This window comes from Serratia sp. X10, assembly GCF_017811775.1.
GTDB lineage: Bacteria > Pseudomonadota > Gammaproteobacteria > Enterobacterales > Enterobacteriaceae > Serratia > Serratia ureilytica.
This window is the reverse complement of record NZ_JAEIOH010000001.1, coordinates 953,288-971,009: the sequence shown is the minus strand read 5'-3', so window position 1 is coordinate 971,009 and position 17,722 is coordinate 953,288. Positions and strand designations below refer to the sequence as shown.

13 protein-coding genes and 1 riboswitch are annotated in these 17,722 nt (G+C 58.3%); of the genes, 8 read left to right on the top strand and 5 right to left on the bottom strand.

What is annotated here, in order from left to right:
- Positions 1–132 precede the first annotated feature (132 nt).
- The 5 genes from J9788_RS04780 (at position 133) to J9788_RS04760 (ending at position 5,081) form a co-directional block, all read left to right on the top strand.
- Entirely contained in the window at positions 133–1,752 is a 1,620-nt protein-coding gene (locus tag J9788_RS04780; protein ID WP_182264418.1) for an ABC transporter substrate-binding protein, read from the top strand.
- Positions 1,753–1,894: 142 nt separating this feature from the next.
- A riboswitch (M-box (ykoK) riboswitch) is annotated at positions 1,895–2,068 on the top strand.
- Between the two features lie 75 nt (positions 2,069–2,143).
- Complete coding sequence (locus J9788_RS04775) at positions 2,144–3,166, top strand: magnesium transporter (RefSeq protein ID WP_033643160.1); 1,023 nt, start codon at positions 2,144–2,146, stop codon at positions 3,164–3,166.
- Positions 3,167–3,298: 132 nt separating this feature from the next.
- The gene (gene mgtS / locus J9788_RS04770) at positions 3,299–3,391 is read left to right on the top strand and encodes a protein MgtS (protein WP_004938109.1); all 93 of its coding nucleotides are present in this window, start codon (positions 3,299–3,301) and stop codon (positions 3,389–3,391) included.
- A 107-nt stretch (positions 3,392–3,498) separates the two neighbouring features.
- A complete protein-coding gene (locus tag J9788_RS04765; protein ID WP_004938106.1) occupies positions 3,499–3,678 on the top strand; it encodes a hypothetical protein in 180 nt (59 codons plus the stop codon).
- 26 nt (positions 3,679–3,704) lie between these two features.
- The gene (locus tag J9788_RS04760) at positions 3,705–5,081 is read left to right on the top strand and encodes a cation diffusion facilitator family transporter (protein WP_182264419.1); all 1,377 of its coding nucleotides are present in this window, start codon (positions 3,705–3,707) and stop codon (positions 5,079–5,081) included.
- On the opposite strand, the gene J9788_RS04755 is transcribed toward J9788_RS04760, so the two are convergent.
- Positions 5,024–5,869 (bottom strand): inositol monophosphatase, encoded by an 846-nt coding sequence (locus tag J9788_RS04755; protein WP_182264420.1) that lies wholly within the window; start codon positions 5,867–5,869, stop codon positions 5,024–5,026. The two genes, J9788_RS04760 and J9788_RS04755, sit on opposite strands and share 58 nt — an antisense overlap.
- A 175-nt stretch (positions 5,870–6,044) precedes the next feature.
- On the opposite strand from J9788_RS04755, the gene J9788_RS04750 reads away from it, so the two are divergent.
- Entirely contained in the window at positions 6,045–9,149 is a 3,105-nt protein-coding gene (locus J9788_RS04750; RefSeq protein ID WP_046898296.1) for an efflux RND transporter permease subunit, read from the top strand.
- 22 nt (positions 9,150–9,171) lie between these two features.
- Positions 9,172–9,804 (top strand): TetR/AcrR family transcriptional regulator, encoded by a 633-nt coding sequence (locus J9788_RS04745; protein ID WP_227414461.1) that lies wholly within the window; start codon positions 9,172–9,174, stop codon positions 9,802–9,804.
- Here J9788_RS04745 and J9788_RS04740 read toward each other — a convergent pair.
- Both J9788_RS04740 and J9788_RS04735 read right to left on the bottom strand, forming a co-directional pair.
- Positions 9,794–10,219, bottom strand: a complete 426-nt coding sequence (locus J9788_RS04740; RefSeq protein WP_046898298.1) for a GNAT family N-acetyltransferase — start codon at positions 10,217–10,219, stop codon at positions 9,794–9,796. The two genes, J9788_RS04745 and J9788_RS04740, sit on opposite strands and share 11 nt — an antisense overlap.
- Positions 10,220–10,266: 47 nt before the next feature.
- Complete coding sequence (locus J9788_RS04735; RefSeq protein WP_182264421.1) at positions 10,267–11,997, bottom strand: ABC-F family ATP-binding cassette domain-containing protein; 1,731 nt, start codon at positions 11,995–11,997, stop codon at positions 10,267–10,269.
- A 450-nt stretch (positions 11,998–12,447) separates the two neighbouring features.
- Here J9788_RS04735 and J9788_RS04730 point away from each other — a divergent pair, with 450 nt between their 5' ends.
- The gene (locus tag J9788_RS04730; protein WP_182264422.1) at positions 12,448–14,877 is read left to right on the top strand and encodes a DUF3772 domain-containing protein; all 2,430 of its coding nucleotides are present in this window, start codon (positions 12,448–12,450) and stop codon (positions 14,875–14,877) included.
- A gap of 48 nt (positions 14,878–14,925) precedes the next feature.
- Here the strand turns inward: J9788_RS04730 and J9788_RS04725 are convergent, their stop codons facing one another.
- Positions 14,926–15,090 carry a hypothetical protein gene (locus J9788_RS04725; protein WP_176445936.1) on the bottom strand — a complete coding sequence of 55 codons (165 nt, stop codon included), beginning with the start codon at positions 15,088–15,090 and terminating at the stop codon, positions 14,926–14,928.
- Between the two features lie 166 nt (positions 15,091–15,256).
- Positions 15,257–17,395, bottom strand: coding sequence for a TonB-dependent siderophore receptor (locus J9788_RS04720; protein ID WP_370576313.1), 2,139 nt, complete (start codon positions 17,393–17,395; stop codon positions 15,257–15,259).
- Positions 17,396–17,722: the final 327 nt, after the last annotated feature.

The window sequence follows — 17,722 nt, the reverse complement described above, 5'->3', positions numbered from 1 at the left end:
TCCAGTACTTCTTTGATAATGAAAGAAATTCAACACCGTTTTTGGTTATGACTCATAGCAATTAATGATTTAATTTATTCCACTGCCACATTGCATATTGAACGCGATAAAACACTCATCAGGGATATCGACGTGAAATATTCATTCAATGGCAAGAAACTGGCTGGTTTAATCCTCCTGGCTTTAAACGCTACGATCGCTCAGGCGGCGGAGGTGCCGGCGGGCGCTAAGCTGGCGCCGGTACAGGAATTGGTGCGCGCCAACGGGTATGAACCGGCGACGCTGGATCCGAACCTGGCCGAGAGCAATGTGGAGTTCTACATCTTCAACGATCTGTTCGAAGGTCTGCTGCGAGTCGGAAAAGATGGCGAGGTGATCCCGGCGCTGGCGCAGAAATGGGAGCACCAGGGCAACGTCTGGACTTTCCATCTGCGGCCGCAGGCCAAATGGTCGAACGGCGAACCGGTGACCGCCGACGATTTCGTTTACAGCTGGCGGCGCCTCACCGATCCGAAAACCGCGTCGCCTTACGGCAGCTATCTGGCCTCGGCCTATGTGCTGAATGCGGCGGCGATCAACGCCGGCAGCAAACCGCCGAGCGAGCTGGGCGTTAAAGCGCTGGACGCGCACACCTTGCAGGTGACGCTGTCTGAGCCCAACGCCTACCTGCTTAAACAACTGGTGCATTTTCCGGTTCTGCCGGTCAACCGCAAGGTGGTTGAGCAATACGGCAAAAACTGGACTCAACCGGCGCATTTTGTTGGCAACGGCGCGTTTCGCCTCAGCGAGTGGGTGGTGAACGAAAAAGTGGTGGTGGAACGCAATCCGCTGTATTGGGATAACGCCAACACCGTGCTCAACAAGGTGACCTTCCTGCCGATCCAGGGGTTCCCGGAGGTGGCGCGTTTCCGCGCCGGCGAGGTGGAGTTGGGCTATACCACGCCGCCGGAACTGTATCAGCAGCTGAAAAAAACGCTCGGGGATCAACAGCTGGTGACCTATCCGCTGCTCTCCACCAGCTATTTCGCCTTCAATAACCGGCAGACGCCGTTTAACGACGTGCGGGTGCGCCAGGCGCTGAACCTGGCGCTGGACAAAGAGATTATCGCCGGCAAGGTGTTGGGATACGGCCAGCAGCCGGCCTGGACCTTTACCCCAACGGGGGCGGGCGGCTATCGCCTGCAGGCCGGCGCAGCGGCCGGTTTGACGCCGGAACAACGCCACGCCCAGGCGAAAAAGTTGTTGGCGGAGGCCGGTTTCAACGCCGAGAATCCGCTGCGCTTTACCGTGTTGTACAGCAATGACGCCACCATCAAGAAGATCGTCATCGCCGCCGCCGCCATGTGGAAAAAGAACCTCGGGGTGGAGGCCGGCTTGCAAAGCCAGGAGCGCAAAGTGACGCTGGATAATATCAACCGCGGCCAGTACAGCGTAGCCTTTACCCGCTGGCTGGCGGATTACGACGATCCTTCTACCTTCCTGAATGTGTTCCGCGCCGACAGCAGCGAGAACAGCCCCAAATACCGCAACCCGGAATACGATCGCATTCTGCATCAGGCGACGGCGGCGCCGACACCGCAGCAGGTGCAGCAGTATTTCCAGCAGGCCGAGGCGGTGCTGGCCGTAGATACGCCGGTCGCGCCGGTGTACTACGAAGCCAACGCCACGCTCATCAAACCCTACGTCAAGGGGATCGACTTCACCCGACAGGGCGCCCTATACGATAAAAACGTCTACATTCTCGCGCACTGATAAATAAAAAAACGGCTGATTTATATCAGCCGTTTTTATAGATTCACGTTTAATAAAAATATCCTAAATACTCCATAAACGACGGGCAATCTTTTCTTCCCGCCGGATAAAACAACGCCTATACTGCGCCGGTAGTTTATATGCAGTATCTCGTTTGGCGAGGCTCCTATACAAACACAGGTTACTGATCTGACGACATCGAGAGATGCCCAAGGTTAAGACAGGCTTTATCGGATTAAGGTTCAGCCCAAAGTAACTTCCGAGCAACAATTCGGATACGTTGTATAGTGCTAAAACCTGGACGCGGAGATAGGCAGTCTGCACTCCCTCTGTGGTTACGCCCCTATGCGATTCGCTGTTGAAGTTCACAACAGAAATAGGGACTGACAAAATGATCAAGTCACATCAATACTCTTCTTCTCCGGCGCTGCGCGCGACTGAAACTCTCGATGAAACTTCGGTCGCCGGTTATATGAACGCCGATTTTATTACCGTTCCCGCGACGATGACGGTCACGCATGCCCGGGAATATTTACTTTCACAGCTAAAAACGGACGAAATTCCCACCCGGGTCTTTATTACCGCGGACGATTATCATTTGCGCGGCACGCTGTCGGTGAAAAAACTGCTGCAGTGCGAAGAACAGGATAAAGCGGTCGGCGTAATGATGGATTACAGCTATTTCCAGGTGTCACCCGACGACGATCGCAACGACGTGGCGCATCTGCTGGGCAAAGGCGGTTTGGACGTGGTGCCGGTCGTGGCGAACAACACGCTGGTCGGCGTGCTGGGCGAGCGCGAGATCGCTCGGTTGGTCGAAGATGAAAACACCGAAGACGCGCAGCGTCAGGGCGCGAGCTTGCCGCTGGACAAGCCTTATCTGGAGACCAGCCCGTGGGCGCTGTGGCGCAAACGCTCGGTGTGGCTGCTGATGCTGTTCGTGGCCGAAGCTTACACCGGCAACGTGCTGAAAGCGTTTGAAGATCAGCTCGAAGCGGCGATTGCGCTGGCGTTCTTCATCCCGCTGCTGATCGGCACCGGCGGCAACAGCGGCACCCAGATCACCTCGACGCTGGTGCGCGCCATGGCGCTGGGCGAAGTCAGCCTGCGCAATCTGGGCGCGGTGATCCGCAAAGAGGTCACGACCTCGCTGCTGATCGCCGTCACCATTGGTCTGGCGGCCTGGGTGCGCGCCTGGATCATGGGCGTCGGCATGGAGGTGACGCTGGTGGTCAGCCTGTCGCTGGTGGCGATCACCGTGTGGAGCGCCATTGTTTCGTCGATCATCCCGATGCTGCTGAAACGGCTCGGTATCGATCCGGCGGTGGTGTCGGCGCCGTTTATCGCCACCTTTATCGACGGCACCGGCCTGATTATCTATTTCAAAATTGCCCAGCACGTCCTGGGAATTTAAACGGGTCCCGCGCTTGAAAGCGCGGGAATGTTGCAAAAAAGAGGAGGACGTTAAAAAACCATGGATACCGACCAACCCCGATATTTAACGCAAGGGGATTTTATCGATAACATTTAACCTGAGGACAAAACAATGGGAAACATGACTATTTTTATGGGATTCCTGGCAATGATCAGCTCACTGGGCCTGTTGGCGGCCTATATGAGCACCAAATGGGATGATTGATGAACGCTAAAGATCCGCCTAGATGCGTCCTCCCCGTAACCGCTATTTATTATGGGGAGGATTTAGCGGCGCGCTGAACGCGTGGCCTGATACGGGAGTTGATAATAATGACGATTCTTATTCTAGGATTGCTCTACGCCATTTTAATGATTTCGGTGGGGGTGAATGAGATTTATTTTTATTCCACCGGAAAATCCAATTTTCTTACTAGCCTCATGCTGACTTTCTCTGGCAGTATGCTGTTGATCGCCTTTGTCTGGCAATTATCCTCTAAAGTAAAAAAATAAATCACCGTCCGAATGTGAGCAGCATAATGCAAAATGAAAAACAGGCCGTGGCCAGAAACTCGATGATCGCCAGCGGGTTGCTGGCCACGGGCAAATTCGTCGCCGGCATTTTTACCGGCAGTATTGGCCTGATATCCGAAGGGATCCACTCTTTCACCGATTTTATCGCCACCAGCATCACCTGGCTGGCGGTGCGCATCAGCGATAAACCCGCCGATGACGATCACCACTTCGGCCACGGCAAGGTGGAAAACCTGGCGGCGCTGTTCGAGGTATTGCTGTTGCTCGGCGCCGCCGGTTGGATCGTCTACGAGGCGGGCAGCAGCCTGCTCGGACAACCGCATGAGATAGTCGCTGCACCGGCGGTGATCGCGGTGCTGCTGATTTCCATCTGCGTCGATTTTTTCCGCGTGCGGGCGCTCAACCGCGTTGCCAAGGCGACCGACAGCGCGGCGCTGGAGGCGGATGCGCTGCATTTCTTCTCCGACATGCTTTCGTCCGGCGTGGTACTGCTGGGCATGGTGTTTGTGCTGTTGGGGTTTGGCCGTGCGGACGCCATCGCCGCGCTGATCGTCGCCGGTTTTATCTTTGTCGCGGCAATCAAACTGGGGAAACGTTCCTTCGACTCGCTGATGGATGCCGCGCCCGCCGGGGCCACCGAGGCGATTCGCGCCACGCTGGACAGCTTCCCGGCGGTGCTGGCCTGCGACAGCGTGCGTATTCGCAACGCCGGCGCCGTACTGTTTGTCGAGATCACGGTGGCGGTGTGCCGCACCTTGCCGCTGGAGCGCATCGATGCGTTGAAGCGAGAAATCGTCGAACGGCTGCGGCAGCAGTATGCCAAGGCGGAGTTTACCGTCATCGCGGTGCCGCAAACCCGCAGCGACGAAGACATGGCGACGCGCATTCGGGCGATCGCCGCCAATCACGGCGCGCAGGTGCAGAACGTCACCTTGCAGCAGTTGCCGACGCACATGGCGATCGGCATGGATCTGGCGGTGCCGGCCAACGCCAGCGTGGCGCAGGCGCATGATATCGCCACGGAGATAGAAGGGATCCTGCGTCAGGCGATCGGCGAGGACACCGAGATAGAGACCCATCTGGAGCCTCAGACGCCGCACTGGCTGGCCAGCGAGGATGTTTCCGCCGCCGAGCTGGCCGATATCCGGCTGATTTTGCAGTCGGCGCTGGAGCAGGGGGATAAGGTGCAAGACGTGCACAACATCCGGGCGCGCAGAACCGACGGCGGCATCATCGTCAACTTCCACTGCCGGGTGTCGCCGGCGGTAACCATCGCCGCCGCGCACGATGCGGTCGATCGGGTCGAGCGGCGGCTGCGCGCGCTTTATCCGGCCATCTCACGCGCGATAGGGCACGTCGAGCCGATCAAGCCCGGCGTTTGAATCAGCTCGGCCAATTGCGGATAGAGCGCCGCGTTGGCCAGCAGCAGCGGGTTGCCGCGTCGCAGCCCGTCATTGTGCATAAAGTCATTCGCCACGCCGCCGGCTTCGCGCGTCAGCACCAGTCCAGGCAGGCTGTCCCAGGCATTCATGTGCGGTTCGTAATAGCCCAGCAGCCGACCGGCGGCCACCTGGGCGGTCATCAACGCGCCGGATCCGCTGCGCACAAACATTCCTCCCGCCTGCAGCAGGCGACAGAGAAAACCGCTGAATTTCGCCGCCGAAGCGCGCGGTGAAATCCCGACGCCCATCACGCCATCCGCGACGCTGCGCCCGGCATGCACGCCGATCGGTTCCCCGTTGAGGAAGGCGCCTTGGCCGCGGCAGGCGCGGAACATCTCGCGGTGATTGGGATCGTAGACCACGCCGATCGTCGGCTCACCGTCGATCACCACGCTTATCGCGATACACCAGGTATGCAGCCCGTTCAGGAAGCAAGCGGTGCCGTCGATCGGATCGACCACCCAAAGGCAGGCGGCGTTATCGCCGCTGCTGCCGCTCTCTTCGCCGAGAAACCCATCCAGGGGAAAGCGCCGGTTAATCATACGGCGGATCAGTGCCTCGACGCGGCGATCGGCTTCGCTGACCACGTCCTGCAGGCCCTGTTTAAACTCGACGGCCAGACTCTGCCGGCGTTGATAAAAGCTGAAGGCGAGATCGGCGGCGGCGCGGGCGATCTCACGCGCGAAGCGGTAGCGCGCCTCGATGTCCCGTGGGGAAAGTAACGTCATGGCAGGCAGTATTCCAAACAAAGTTTAGTGTGCAGGGTGCCATAGTCAGATGACAAGACGGTGTCTATTCCTGCTTGATTTCAGGCTTGATTTTATTTACTTTACTGTAAAGTAAATTTAATTATTAAACGTACCATCAAAGCATCCGTCAGCAAGATAATCAGAGGGATCAGGCATGCTAGCGCATTTTTTCATCTTTCGACCGGTGTTTGCGGCCGTGCTGGCCATCTGCATTATGGCAGCGGGTGCTCTGGCGCTCTGGACATTGCCGATTGAGCAATATCCCGACATCGCGCCGCCTGGTGTCACGGTGACAGCCAATTACCCCGGTGCTTCGGCCAAAACGGTAGAGGACAGCGTGACTCAGATTATCGAACAACAAATTAAAGGCATCGATGGCCTGTTGTATTTCTCATCAACCAGCAGTTCGGCGGGCCAGGCTCGCATCAGCCTTAGCTTCGAACAACAAACCGATCCGGACATTGCTCAGGTTCAAGTGCAAAATGCGGTCAATCAAGCAACGTCGCGATTGCCGCAAGAAGTGCAGCAGCAAGGCATCACTGTGACTAAATCGCAGGGTGATAGCCTAATGGTGGTTGCCTTGTACGACACGCAAGGCCGTATGGACAGCGTTGATATCAATGATTTTCTGGTCAGTTCGCTGCAAGATCCGCTGAGCCGGGTGGATGGCGTCGGGGAGACGACGGTGTTTGGTGCCCAATATGCTATGCGCATTTGGCTCAATCCGATCAAACTGAGCGGCTATGGTTTGATGCCGTCTGACGTGCAGGTCGCCATAGAAGCGCAAAATGCCCAGGTCACCAGCGGTGAGATCGGAGCCTTGCCTACGATAGAAGGCCAGTCGTTGAACGCGACCGTGACCGCACAATCGCGGCTGGAAACGCCGGAACAGTTTGAGGATATTATTCTGCGTACCAATACCGACGGTTCGGCGGTGTATTTGCGCGATGTTGCTCGTGTTGAGATCGGGGCGGAAAACTATCAAAACCAAACGCGCCTCAATGGTCACCCGGCGGCGGGTATTTCGATTCAGTTGGCTTCCGGCGCCAATGCGCTGGAGGTGGCAGAGCGGGTACGGGCCGAAGTGAATCGCAGGGCCCCGCAGTTTCCACCGGGGTTGCAGGTGGCTTATCCACGAGACAGCACGCCGTTCGTACTGGTTTCCATTGAAGGCGTCGTACAAACGCTGTTGGAAGCGATCGCGCTAGTGATTGTGGTGATGTATCTGTTTTTGCAAAATTGGCGCGCCACGTTGATCCCCACCATTACGGTACCCGTAGTGTTGCTCGGCACTTTCGGTGTTTTGGCGCTGTTGGGTTACAGCGTAAACACCTTGACACTGTTCGCCATGGTGCTCGCGATCGGCCTGTTGGTAGATGACGCGATTGTGGTGGTTGAAAATGTTGAGCGCGTGATGGAGGAAGCGCAATTGCCACCGCGCGAGGCGACGTTGCTTTCGATGCGGGAGATCAATGGCGCTCTGATCGGCATCGCGCTGGTACTTTCGGCGGTATTTATTCCAATGGCATTTTTCGGCGGTTCAACCGGGATGATCTACCGACAGTTTTCCATCACGCTGGTCGCGGCTATGGTGCTGTCGGTTTTAGTTGCGTTGACCTTGACGCCGGCACTGTGTGCCGGTTTGCTGAAACCGCCGGTGCACCGACCGCGCAGCCGTTTTTTTCGCGGCTTTAACCGCCTGGTGGAATACGGGCAGCGGCGTTATGGACTGGGATTGAACCATGTGATGGCGCGCAAGGGGCGTTTTTGCCTGTTGGCGCTGCTGCTGGTTAGTTTCATGATCTGGCAATATCTGCGTATGCCTACCGGTTTTCTCCCGGTTGAGGATCAGGGCTCGGTAATGGTCCAGTTTTCTCTGCCGCCAGGTGCCCCGATGGCCAGAACGCAACAGACTGCTGACGCTATCGCCGACTATTTCATGACCGCCGAGCGGGACAACCTGAATGTAATCTTCATGGTTGTCGGGCGCAATAACGCCGGCAGTGGTCAGAATGTCGGTATGGCGTTTGCCGAACTGAAACATTGGTCGCTACGCAGCGGTGATGAAAATAACGCGCAGGCGATTATTAGCCGCGCCAATCGCCATTTCAAAAGCTATCGTGACGCGCAGATCAATGTGTTGTCGCCGCCGGCGGTGCGCGGGTTGGGGCAGTCCAGTGGATTTGAATTGTGGTTACAAGATCAAAACGGCGTCGGGCATGACGCGCTGCAAGCTGCTCAGAGGCAGGTGCTCGCTGCCGCTACCGAAGATCCGTTGTTAACGGCGGTGCGCATAAACGGCCTCGAAGATAAAGCGCAATTGCAGGTCGATATCGACCAGCAAAAAGCTAGCGCACAAGGGCTGCAGCAGGCTGACATCACCAACACGCTTTCTGCCGCATGGGGAGGCGCTTATATTAACGATTTTATCGATCGCGGCCGCGTGAAGCGGGTCTACATGCAGGGGGATGCGGCCTGGCGCTCGGCGCCGGATGATATCGATAGTTGGTTTGTACGTGGTGAAAGCGGCAGCATGGCGTCCTTTGCCAGCTTCGCGACTACGCGTTGGCTCTCAGGCCCACAAATGCTTCAGCGCTTTAACGGGCTGTCGGCCACGCAGTTACAGGGGGCGGCAGCCGGGGGAGAAAGCTCCGGCACCGCGATGGCGCGTATGCAGAGTATCATCGGCGATATAGACGGCTACCGCCTTGAGTGGAGTGGGCTCTCATATCAGGAGCAATTGGCCGCCGGGCAAACACTGGTGGTGTATCTAGCTTCGGTGTTGTTCATTTTCCTCTGTCTTGCCGCGCTGTATGAGAGTTGGTCTATTCCGTTGTCTGTGATGCTGATCATTCCCCTCGGGATTATCGGAGCCGTTGTTGCCGCACGCCTTGCGGGGTATGAAAACAATATTTACTTCCAGGTGGGAATGTTGACGACGATTGGTCTGGCGGCGAAAAACGCGATCCTGATCGTCGAGTTTGTTGAAACACAGCTAAAAACGGGATCCGCTTTGTTGCAGGCGACATTGGAAGGGGCGCGATTGCGTCTGCGGCCCATCGTGATGACTTCATTGGCGTTTGTCGCTGGTGTAATCCCGCTGGCGCTTTCTGTCGGTGCCGGGGCCGCCAGCCGGCGCGAAATCGGTATTGCTGTGATAGGCGGCATGATTTCTGGCACACTGCTGACATTATTGTTCGTACCGCTGTTTTTTGTTCTGACTAAACAAGGGTTGGCACGACTTAAAGCGCGAAAATGAGCCTCTGGGCAGGGGAGATAATATGATCAACCGTCAACCGGGAAGGCCGATGAAGGCCAGGCCACGGATACTGGAAACCGCCAGCGTTCTGTTTTTGCAGCAGGGCTTGGACATCTCTTTGGACGAGATAGCCAACGAGGCGGGAACCACCCGTCAAACCTTATATAATCATTTCCCGAGCAAGGATGCCTTGGTGTTGGAGACGTTCAACCATCTTATCGAAAAGATGCAGCCGCCAATTGCCACCATTCTGACACAGGAGAGTGTGGATTTACCGCAGGTGTTGGCACGTTTCGCCTCGGTGGTTCAGGCGCATTTTTTCAGCGTTGAGAACGTGCATTTTCAGCGGTTGCTGGTGCAACTGCTGTTGCAGAAACCTGAGTTGTACGCCACGTTGCGCGAACGCAATGCCGGGCGAGTGCTTCAGGCGTTAGCGAGGATATTGGAACAGGCGCGGCAGCATGGGCAAATCCAATTTGTCCATGCGCAGCCGCAGGCGATGGCATTTCTGGGCGCGGTTATGGGGTATCCGTTGCCCGCGGTTTTGCTATCCGACCAGTGGCCGACGCCGGAACAATTGCAACACATGACCGAAGCGGCTATCACCGCGTTTCTTTTGGCCTGGCAATATTCGCCGTCTGCCATTACCGAATAACGAAAGAGAACGTGAGCCTGGTGCTTTGTTGCATATGTAGAGCCTCGGCTGGTATCGCCGCCCGCCAAAACGCCAGCCCGCGCGGATTATCCTGGCTGACCGACAGCGACCAACCGCCGGGATGCTGCGCGAACAAGGCGCGGACAGCCTGTTGTCCCAGCCCGTTGCGTCGCCATTCGGGCTTGATGTAGAACTCCGCCATTTCGACGGTGGCGCTATCGAGACGCCTGACCAACGCGAACCCGGCCGTTTGCCGATCGCTCAACATCAAATAGGGGTAGCGGCCGGCCTCGCGCCAGTAGAGCGGCAAATAGGGGTAATCCCCATCGACGCCCAGCTCGCGAAGACAATCGGACAGCATGGCCGCCAGCAGCGGGCGCTGCGCGAGTGAGGCTTGCTCAAGGGAAAATGCCATGTCGCACTCCGTCAAAAAACAGGCCGCCGGATGGCGGCCTGTCAAGGTTAGCCCAGACTCAACCGGGCGGTGATGTCGGCAATCTCGCGGCGCCAGCGCGCCTGAAGCTCCGGTTTTTGATGCTTCGGTTTACGCGCCAGGTCGGCCTCCAGTTTGCTTTCGAGGGCAAACAGGGCGGTCAGCAACGCCTCTTCGCCTTCCAACTGCGGGTTTGGCGTCGGGGCGTCTGCGTTGGCCTCGTGCGCCGTCGCCAGCGCCGGCGTTTCACCCGCCAGACGCTGGTACACCGGCGCCAGATCGTGCCACTCCTCCAGTTTTTGTTGGTCTATCAGCCAAAAGCGGTTGCAGCTCTGTTCGATCAGCATCCGATCGTGGGTGACCAGCATGACGGCGCCGGGGAACTGACACAGCGTTTCCGCCAGCTCCTCTTTGCCGGCCATATCCAGGTGGTTGGTGGGCTCGTCCAGCAGCAGCAACGAATGGTTGGCCAGCGTCAGGCCGACAAACAGCAACCGTGAACGCTCGCCGCCGCTCAGCGAACGGATCTGCTGATGGTGGCGCAGGTAAGGGAACCCGGCGCCGATCAGCGCCATTTTCCGCTGTTCCTCGGTCAGCGGCGCAAACTGCGCCAGCGCATCGCTCAACGTGTCTTCATCGCGCAGCTGTTGCAGGCTCTGATCGTAATAGCCGATGCGCACGCGCGGATGGAACAGCGCCGGGCGCTGCGTTTGTTGCTGATACTCGCGCCACAGCAGGCGCAACAGCGACGATTTTCCGCAGCCGTTGCGCCCGACGATGGCGATGCGATCGCCGCTTTTCACGCGCAGATGTTCCAGGCTGAACAGCACCGGCGCATCCGGCGCCGGGCGCACCGCCCAGTGCGGCAGCGCCAGCAGGCGATCGGCGTCCAGCGCTTCTCCCTGCAGCCGCAGCCGCCATGGACTGCCGGTGGTCAGAGTGGTCTGTTCTTCCTTCAACCGATCGACGCGCTTCTCCATTTGCTTGGCCTTGCGCGCCAGATCTTCGTTGTCGTAGACCTTGCCCCAGACCGCTAGGCGCTTGGCGCTTTTTTCCACCCGGTCGATTTCCTTTTGCTCGGCCTGTCGCCGCTGTTCGTCCGCGGCGTCCTGTTCCGCCAGCGCGGTGCGCGCTGCAGAGCAGGGCAAACGGAAGAACTGCAGCGTTTTGTCGCGCAGGATCCAGGTGCAGTTGGTTACCTGGTCGAGCAGGTAGCGATCGTGCGACACCAGCACGAAACTGCCGTTCCAGTTACGCAAGAACTGTTCCAGCCACAGCAGCGTGGGCAGGTCCAGGTGGTTGCTGGGTTCGTCGAGCAGCAGCAGATCGGGTTGGCGGATCAGCGCGCGCGCCAACAGCAGCCGCGTATGCTGGCCGCCGCTGAGGGTGCCGGCGGTCAGCGTCCAGCTCGCCGGTTCAAACCCCAGCTCGGCCAGTAGCGCTTCGCAGCGCCAGCGTTCGCTGAGGTGTTGGCCCGCAGGCAGCCGCGCCAGAACCGCATCCAGCAGGGTACTGGCGTGCAGATCCGGCGGCAGGTGCTGCTCAATGCGCGCCATCAGACATTGATGTGACAATGTCACCGATCCGGTGTGCGCAGGCAGGTCGCCGCTGAGAATTTGCAGCAGGGTGCTTTTGCCGCAGCCGTTATCGCCGATCAAACCGATGCGGTCGCCTTTTTTCAGGCTGAAGGAAATCTCGCTCAGCAGGACGCCGAACGCGTTGTCGTAACCGACAGATTGTGCAGACAGTAATGTGCTCATTGCTTACTCAAGAGTTACAGGCATGACAATGCCTATCGTCAAACATTGCTGACGATAACCCGGTAAGCCGGAGGGAAGATCCTGGATTTTAGTAAGCTTCGCTCAAGCTGGGTTATCGCAGCGCGATACCGGTAATGCTTGAGCGGCGACGATTACCAAAGAAGTGTGAGTGAAAAACCAATTCACACGTCAGCATAGTAAGTCTCCTTTTATTGGTTGCAGGTTAATCGGTGGCTGGATTATAGAGCGCTTCATGCCGTATCGCCAGTGTAAAAGCGCCTGAATAATCAGCAAGCTAAAGAAAGCGCGGGCGCGTGGCGCACAATGGGAATAATTACTGTATTTCGGCCGACATTAAGCAGCTATTATAATTAGCGTTTATGGTTAAGCGACGGTTCATCCGCCGCCTGTTCGTCTGTCTATCAGATAATGATGCTGAGCACTGAATTTATGTTAAAGCCTCGCCCGTTCCTGCTGTTGTTATTATTGCTGTTGGGTATGCAACTGACGCCGTTCGCCGCCGTCGCCGCCACCCAGGATGATCCCGCCGCCGAAAGCGCGCCCGATCCCGTTACGCAGCTGAAAGCCGCGCAAAAGCAGTTGGACAGCATGAAGCAGCTGGTTTCCAAAGCGACGACCGACACCCAGCTCAGCAAGCTGCGGTTGGCGACGGACGATCTGGTCGCCAGCATGGATAAATTGTCCGCCGATCTGCAGCCGGTGCAGGAAAAACTGCAGGCGCAGCTGGACGTGCTGGGGCCGGCCCCGGCGGCCGGTGCGCTGCCGGAAACCCCGGCCGTCGCCCAGCAGCGCAATGCGCTGAACAGCAGCAAGAAGCAGTTGGACGATGCGGTAAAACGCGCGCAGGCCATCAAGACCAGCGCCTTCGACCTGGGCCAGCAGATCAGCGATCTGCGCCGGGTGGCGTTCAAAACCCAGCTGGCGCTGAACACCGGCAGCATTTTGGGCGTCAAATTCTGGACGCCGGTCGTGCAGCCGTCAGCGGATGACGTGCAGCGGCTGGACCAGTTCAACGCCGAGATGAAAGCGGCCTGGGACGCCAGTTGGCAGGACGAATGGCGGTACGGCACGCTGGCGTTGCTGGCGCTGGCGGTGATCGTCTGGTCCTGGGGGCGCTATTTGTCCGAGCGTTTCCTCGCCTGGGTCAGCATTCGCTTCCTGCCGGACGGGCGCCTGCGCCGCAGCTTTATGGCCATCATCACCGTGGCGGTGACGGTGATCACCACCTCGATCGCGCTGAACCTGCTGTATTACGTCTTTATCCGCGTGCAGCCGCTGCCGGTCATGCTGGAAGACTTTGCCGAAGGCTTTAACCGTCTGGGGATTTTCTGCGCGCTGATCGCCGGGCTGGGGCGTGCGGCGCTGTCGCTGAATCGCCCGTCCTGGCGTTTGGCTTCGCTGGACAATGAAGTGGCCGCCGGGCTGCGTTACTTCTCGCCGCTGCTGGCCGGCCTGGCGCTGGCGTTCGGCACTGTGGAGCTGATCAACAACGTCGTCAGCGCCTCATTGGCCACCACCATCTTCGGCAACGGCCTGGTGGCGGGGCTGATCGGCATGGTGCTGCTGGCGGCGCCGCTGCGCGGCCAGCGCATTCGTCGCCGTCTGGAGCAGCAGGGCGCGCACCTGGAAAAACGCACGCTGGTCGGCGGGCTGGTGCATATCGTCACCCTGGTGTGTTCGGTGGTGATCCTGCTTTCACTGCTCGTGGGCTATATCGCTTTCGCCCGCTTCCTGACCTACCAGCTGATCTGGGTGGTGCTGGTGCTGATGGCGTTCTACTTCATGGTGCTGTTCGCCACTGACCTGTGCGCAGCGTTGTTTTCGCCGCAGACCGTCAGCGGCAAGATGCTGAAGAAAACGCTCAGCTTCAAGGACCGCCACCTGGAGCAGGTGGCGATCATCACCACCGCGCTGGCCAAATGTTCACTGTTGCTGTTGATGATTATCGCGTTGTTCAACGGCTCGTTTGGCAGCACCACGCCGGGATCGCTGATGGAGAAAATCGTCTCGATCCTGACCGGCGAAGGCTTGCAGCGCTTCAACATCGTGCCCGGCAACCTGCTCAACGCCGTGATCTGCCTGGCGATCGGCATCTACATCCTGCGCGCGGTGCGGCGCTGGCTGGGGTCTGAGCTGCTGCCGAAGACCATTTCGGACGTCGGCATTCGCGCCTCGCTGGTGACGCTGTTCAGCAATATCGGCTATGTGCTGGTCATTCTGATCACCCTGGCGGCGCTGGGCATCCAGTGGAGCAACCTGGCGTGGATCGTCAGCGCTCTGTCGGTCGGTATCGGTTTCGGCTTACAGGAGATCGTGAAGAACTTTATTTCCGGCCTGATCCTGCTGACCGAACGCCCGGTGAAGGTCGGGGATATGATCGGCATCGGCGGCGTGGAAGGCGACGTGCGGCGCATCAACGTACGCGCCACCGAAATTCAGCTCAGCGACCGCTCCACCATGATCGTACCGAACTCGCAGCTGATCTCACAGAACGTGCGTAACGCCACCATGGGCAACGCGCAAGGCGTGGTGACCATTGCGCTGACGTTCCCGACCTCGATCGATCCCGAGCAGGTGCGCAATATCCTGCTGAGCGCTTACAACGAGTACGAAACCATTCTGGAGACGCCGGCGCCTTATGTGCGCTTCAGCCAGTTGGGGCCGGACGGCATTATCCTGAGCGTGACCGGCTATGTGCCGAGCCCGCGCATGGTCGGCGCCACCAAGAGTGAACTGCTGTTTAACATCCTCAAGCTATTGCGCGCTCAGGAAGTGAGCCTGTCCAGCCCGCAGGAGGTGGTGTTCATGAAGCAGCAGGCGACGCGATATCAGGCTAACGAAGAGGAACACTCTTCCTAGTTCTGCCATGAGGCGGCGGGTCGTTTATCAACGGCCCGCCGAACGCGGCTAGTACATCGACGGCTCCACGGACTGCGAACAGTCGCTGTTGGCGCCGGAGTTGCTGCAGGTGTAGGGCTCATTCGGCGACGCCGGCGGCGCATTCGACGGACCGCCGCCGCCGATACAGCCGCTCAGCAACAACGTCAAAAGCACCAGCGTTATCTTTTTCATCTCTCCGTCCTCCATTGCGATTCCTCCTTTAAGTATATGTCGGGAAAGCGAACGCTACCGCCCGCCAGTGCGATCTATAGCGCGCTGCTGGATTTCCTCGCCGATGTGATGTGCCGCAGCCGGCGCAAAGAAAACGGGCGCCAAACGGCGCCCAAGGCATGACAGGTTAGAAATCGACCGTCGCCTGCAGGCTCAGGCTGCGCGGTTCACCCTCAATCACGCGTAAATTACCGGCGCTGGAGGCATAGTACTCGCGGTTGAACAGGTTTTTCACATTCAGTTTCAGCTGGGTATGTTTCCCAAGCAGCTTGCTGTCCCAGGCGACAAAGGCATCCGCCACGGTATAGGCCGGCATGGTGAAACTGTTCTCCGGATCGCCGGCGCGGCGACCGACGTAGCGCGCGCCGCCGCCAATGCGCACCTCGCCGGGCACCACCGGCAATGTCATGCGGCGGCTGAGGTACAGGCCGCCCATGTTGGTTGGGGCGTTGACCAGCCGATTGCCGACGTTATCCGGGTTGAGGTTGTCTTCGACAATTTCGGTCTTGTCGTAGCTGTAGTTGGCGGTGAGATCCCAGTTGCGCGCCACTTCCCCGTTCAACTCCAGTTCGACGCCGGTGGAGCGCGCTTTGGGGATGCTGCGGGTCACGCCGTTGATAAAGATCGACATGTTGCTTTCATCAATGCGATAGAGCGCCAGCGTGGCGTCAAACGCCGGGGTGATCTGCCATTTTCCGCCCACCTCATAGGTGGTGCCGGTTTCCGGCGTGGCGACGTTGCCATTGTCGTCGATGGCGGTGGACGGCGTGAACGAACGGCTGTAATTGCCGTACAGCGACAGGCTCGGCGTCAGCTTATACACCAACCCCGCCTGTGGCAAAAACTGGTCGTCTTTGTCATTGAGCGTATTTTTCGGTTTCTGGAAACCGTTGCTGTTGTTCTGGTAATACGACTGATAGCGCGCGCCCAGCACCGCGATCCATTGATCGGTGAGATGAATGCTGTCCTTGGCGTACAGGGAACGGCTGAACAGCGTGGCGCGCAGGTTGCTTGACGCGTCGCTGTAGGTGGTGCTGTCGGTGATCGGCGTTTCGCCATACACCGGGTCGTACATGTTGAAGGTCTTCGAGACCTTGCCGCGGTAGGAATAGGCCTTGTAGGTCTGATTTTTCTCGTAGTCCACGCCCAGCAGCAGGTCGTGCTGCATGCCGAACAGCTGCGGCGAACCGGTCAGATCCCAGGAGTAATAGTGGGTTTGATGATTGAAACCGCGGTTGGCGTCGGCGCGGCGCGAGACGATGCCGGTCGTGGTGTCGACCGCGGTGGCGCGCACTTCGTTGCTGTCGTAACGGCGTTGCAGCCAGGCGTAGTTGAACCGGGTCGTCCAGACAGGATCGAGCGCGTACTCATAATGGGCGTTCAGACGTTTGTTCTTGCCCCAGGCATGGTTCGCGTAGTCATCCAAGCGGCGGTCATAGGGTACATCGACCGGTTTGCCGTCGATAAAGGCGGTGCCGCGATCGTAAGGAATGTCGTACTTGTATTCGCTGTAGGCGATGTTAAAGGAAGCCTGGTCGCCGAACCAACTGAGCGAGGGGGCGATCAGCGTGTGTTCGTCGCTGCCGAAATTGCGCCAGTAATCTGTGTGCTGGCGTTCGGCGATCAGGCGAAAGGCGAAGCCGCCGCCCAGCGGGCCGGTCACATCGACGCTGCCGCTGCCGCCGCCAAAACTGTTGGTGGCGCCGCTGATGCGGGTGTTCCAGTCATACTGCGGTTTTTTGCTGATCAGATTGATGACGCCGCCGGGGCTGAGGATGCCATACAGCAGCGAAGCGGAACCTTTCAGGACCTCGACGCGATCGGTGGTGGCGTCCATGCTCAGCCCTTGGTTGCTGCGCACGCCGTCGATGAAGACCGAGCCGTCGGAGTTAACCCCGAACCCGCGTTTGACGAAGCCATCCTCCGTGCCGCCGAGCGTGTTGCCCTGGGTGACGCCGCTGACGAACTTCATCGCATCATTGACGCTTTTGACCTGGAAGTCGTCAATGACCTGAGAGGTGACGACGCTGACCGATTGCGGCACCTCGGCGATCGGCGCGGCGGTTTTGCCGGCGGTCGAGGCGGTGTCGGCGCTATAGCTGCCGGAAGGCTGGGCCGCGGCGGTCACCGTAATGGATTCCTCCGTTTTTGCGCCGGGTGTGGCGGCGATCGCCAGCGCGGGGAACAAACCGGCAATCAGGGGCAGCGTGCGAAGAACGTGATTTTTATTTCTTTTAGTGGGGTGGCGAAGAACTGACTGGTGCATATAATTCCGTGAAAAAATAATAAATAGTAACGATTATCATTATAATTATCATTTATTGGTTTTGAATAGAGGGGAATGCCGGTATCCCTTAATTGCACGATTTAATTTTGTCATTAGGGAAAAAGACGGCGATTTTGCCGGCAAAAAGTCGGATGAATGGCAATAACGATAGCAGTGACGGGAGGGGCGCGGCAGTTTGTTCGACGGAAGGGTGATTTCTGTCAATATATTGATACACAAATATATTTTCCCTTGATGAATAAACAGGTGTCCAGGCAGGCAAAACTGGCAATAATAGGCGGGTCGGCCGTTTATCTTCGCCTCACC

Bases quoted from the DNA above. Each gene is read 5' to 3' on its own strand.
- J9788_RS04775 (WP_033643160.1), top strand. From the start codon at position 2,144: ATGATCAAGTCACATCAATACTCTTCTTCTCCGGCGCTGCGCGCGACT.
- mgtS (WP_004938109.1), top strand. From the start codon at position 3,299: ATGGGAAACATGACTATTTTTATGGGATTCCTGGCAATGATCAGCTCA.
- J9788_RS04765 (WP_004938106.1), top strand. From the start codon at position 3,499: ATGACGATTCTTATTCTAGGATTGCTCTACGCCATTTTAATGATTTCG.
- J9788_RS04760 (WP_182264419.1), top strand. From the start codon at position 3,705: ATGCAAAATGAAAAACAGGCCGTGGCCAGAAACTCGATGATCGCCAGC.
- J9788_RS04755 (WP_182264420.1), bottom strand. From the start codon at position 5,869: ATGACGTTACTTTCCCCACGGGACATCGAGGCGCGCTACCGCTTCGCG.
- J9788_RS04750 (WP_046898296.1), top strand. From the start codon at position 6,045: ATGCTAGCGCATTTTTTCATCTTTCGACCGGTGTTTGCGGCCGTGCTG.
- J9788_RS04745 (WP_227414461.1), top strand. From the start codon at position 9,172: ATGATCAACCGTCAACCGGGAAGGCCGATGAAGGCCAGGCCACGGATA.
- J9788_RS04740 (WP_046898298.1), bottom strand. From the start codon at position 10,219: ATGGCATTTTCCCTTGAGCAAGCCTCACTCGCGCAGCGCCCGCTGCTG.
- J9788_RS04735 (WP_182264421.1), bottom strand. From the start codon at position 11,997: ATGAGCACATTACTGTCTGCACAATCTGTCGGTTACGACAACGCGTTC.
- J9788_RS04730 (WP_182264422.1), top strand. From the start codon at position 12,448: ATGTTAAAGCCTCGCCCGTTCCTGCTGTTGTTATTATTGCTGTTGGGT.
- J9788_RS04725 (WP_176445936.1), bottom strand. From the start codon at position 15,090: ATGAAAAAGATAACGCTGGTGCTTTTGACGTTGTTGCTGAGCGGCTGT.
- J9788_RS04720 (WP_370576313.1), bottom strand. From the start codon at position 17,395: ATGCACCAGTCAGTTCTTCGCCACCCCACTAAAAGAAATAAAAATCAC.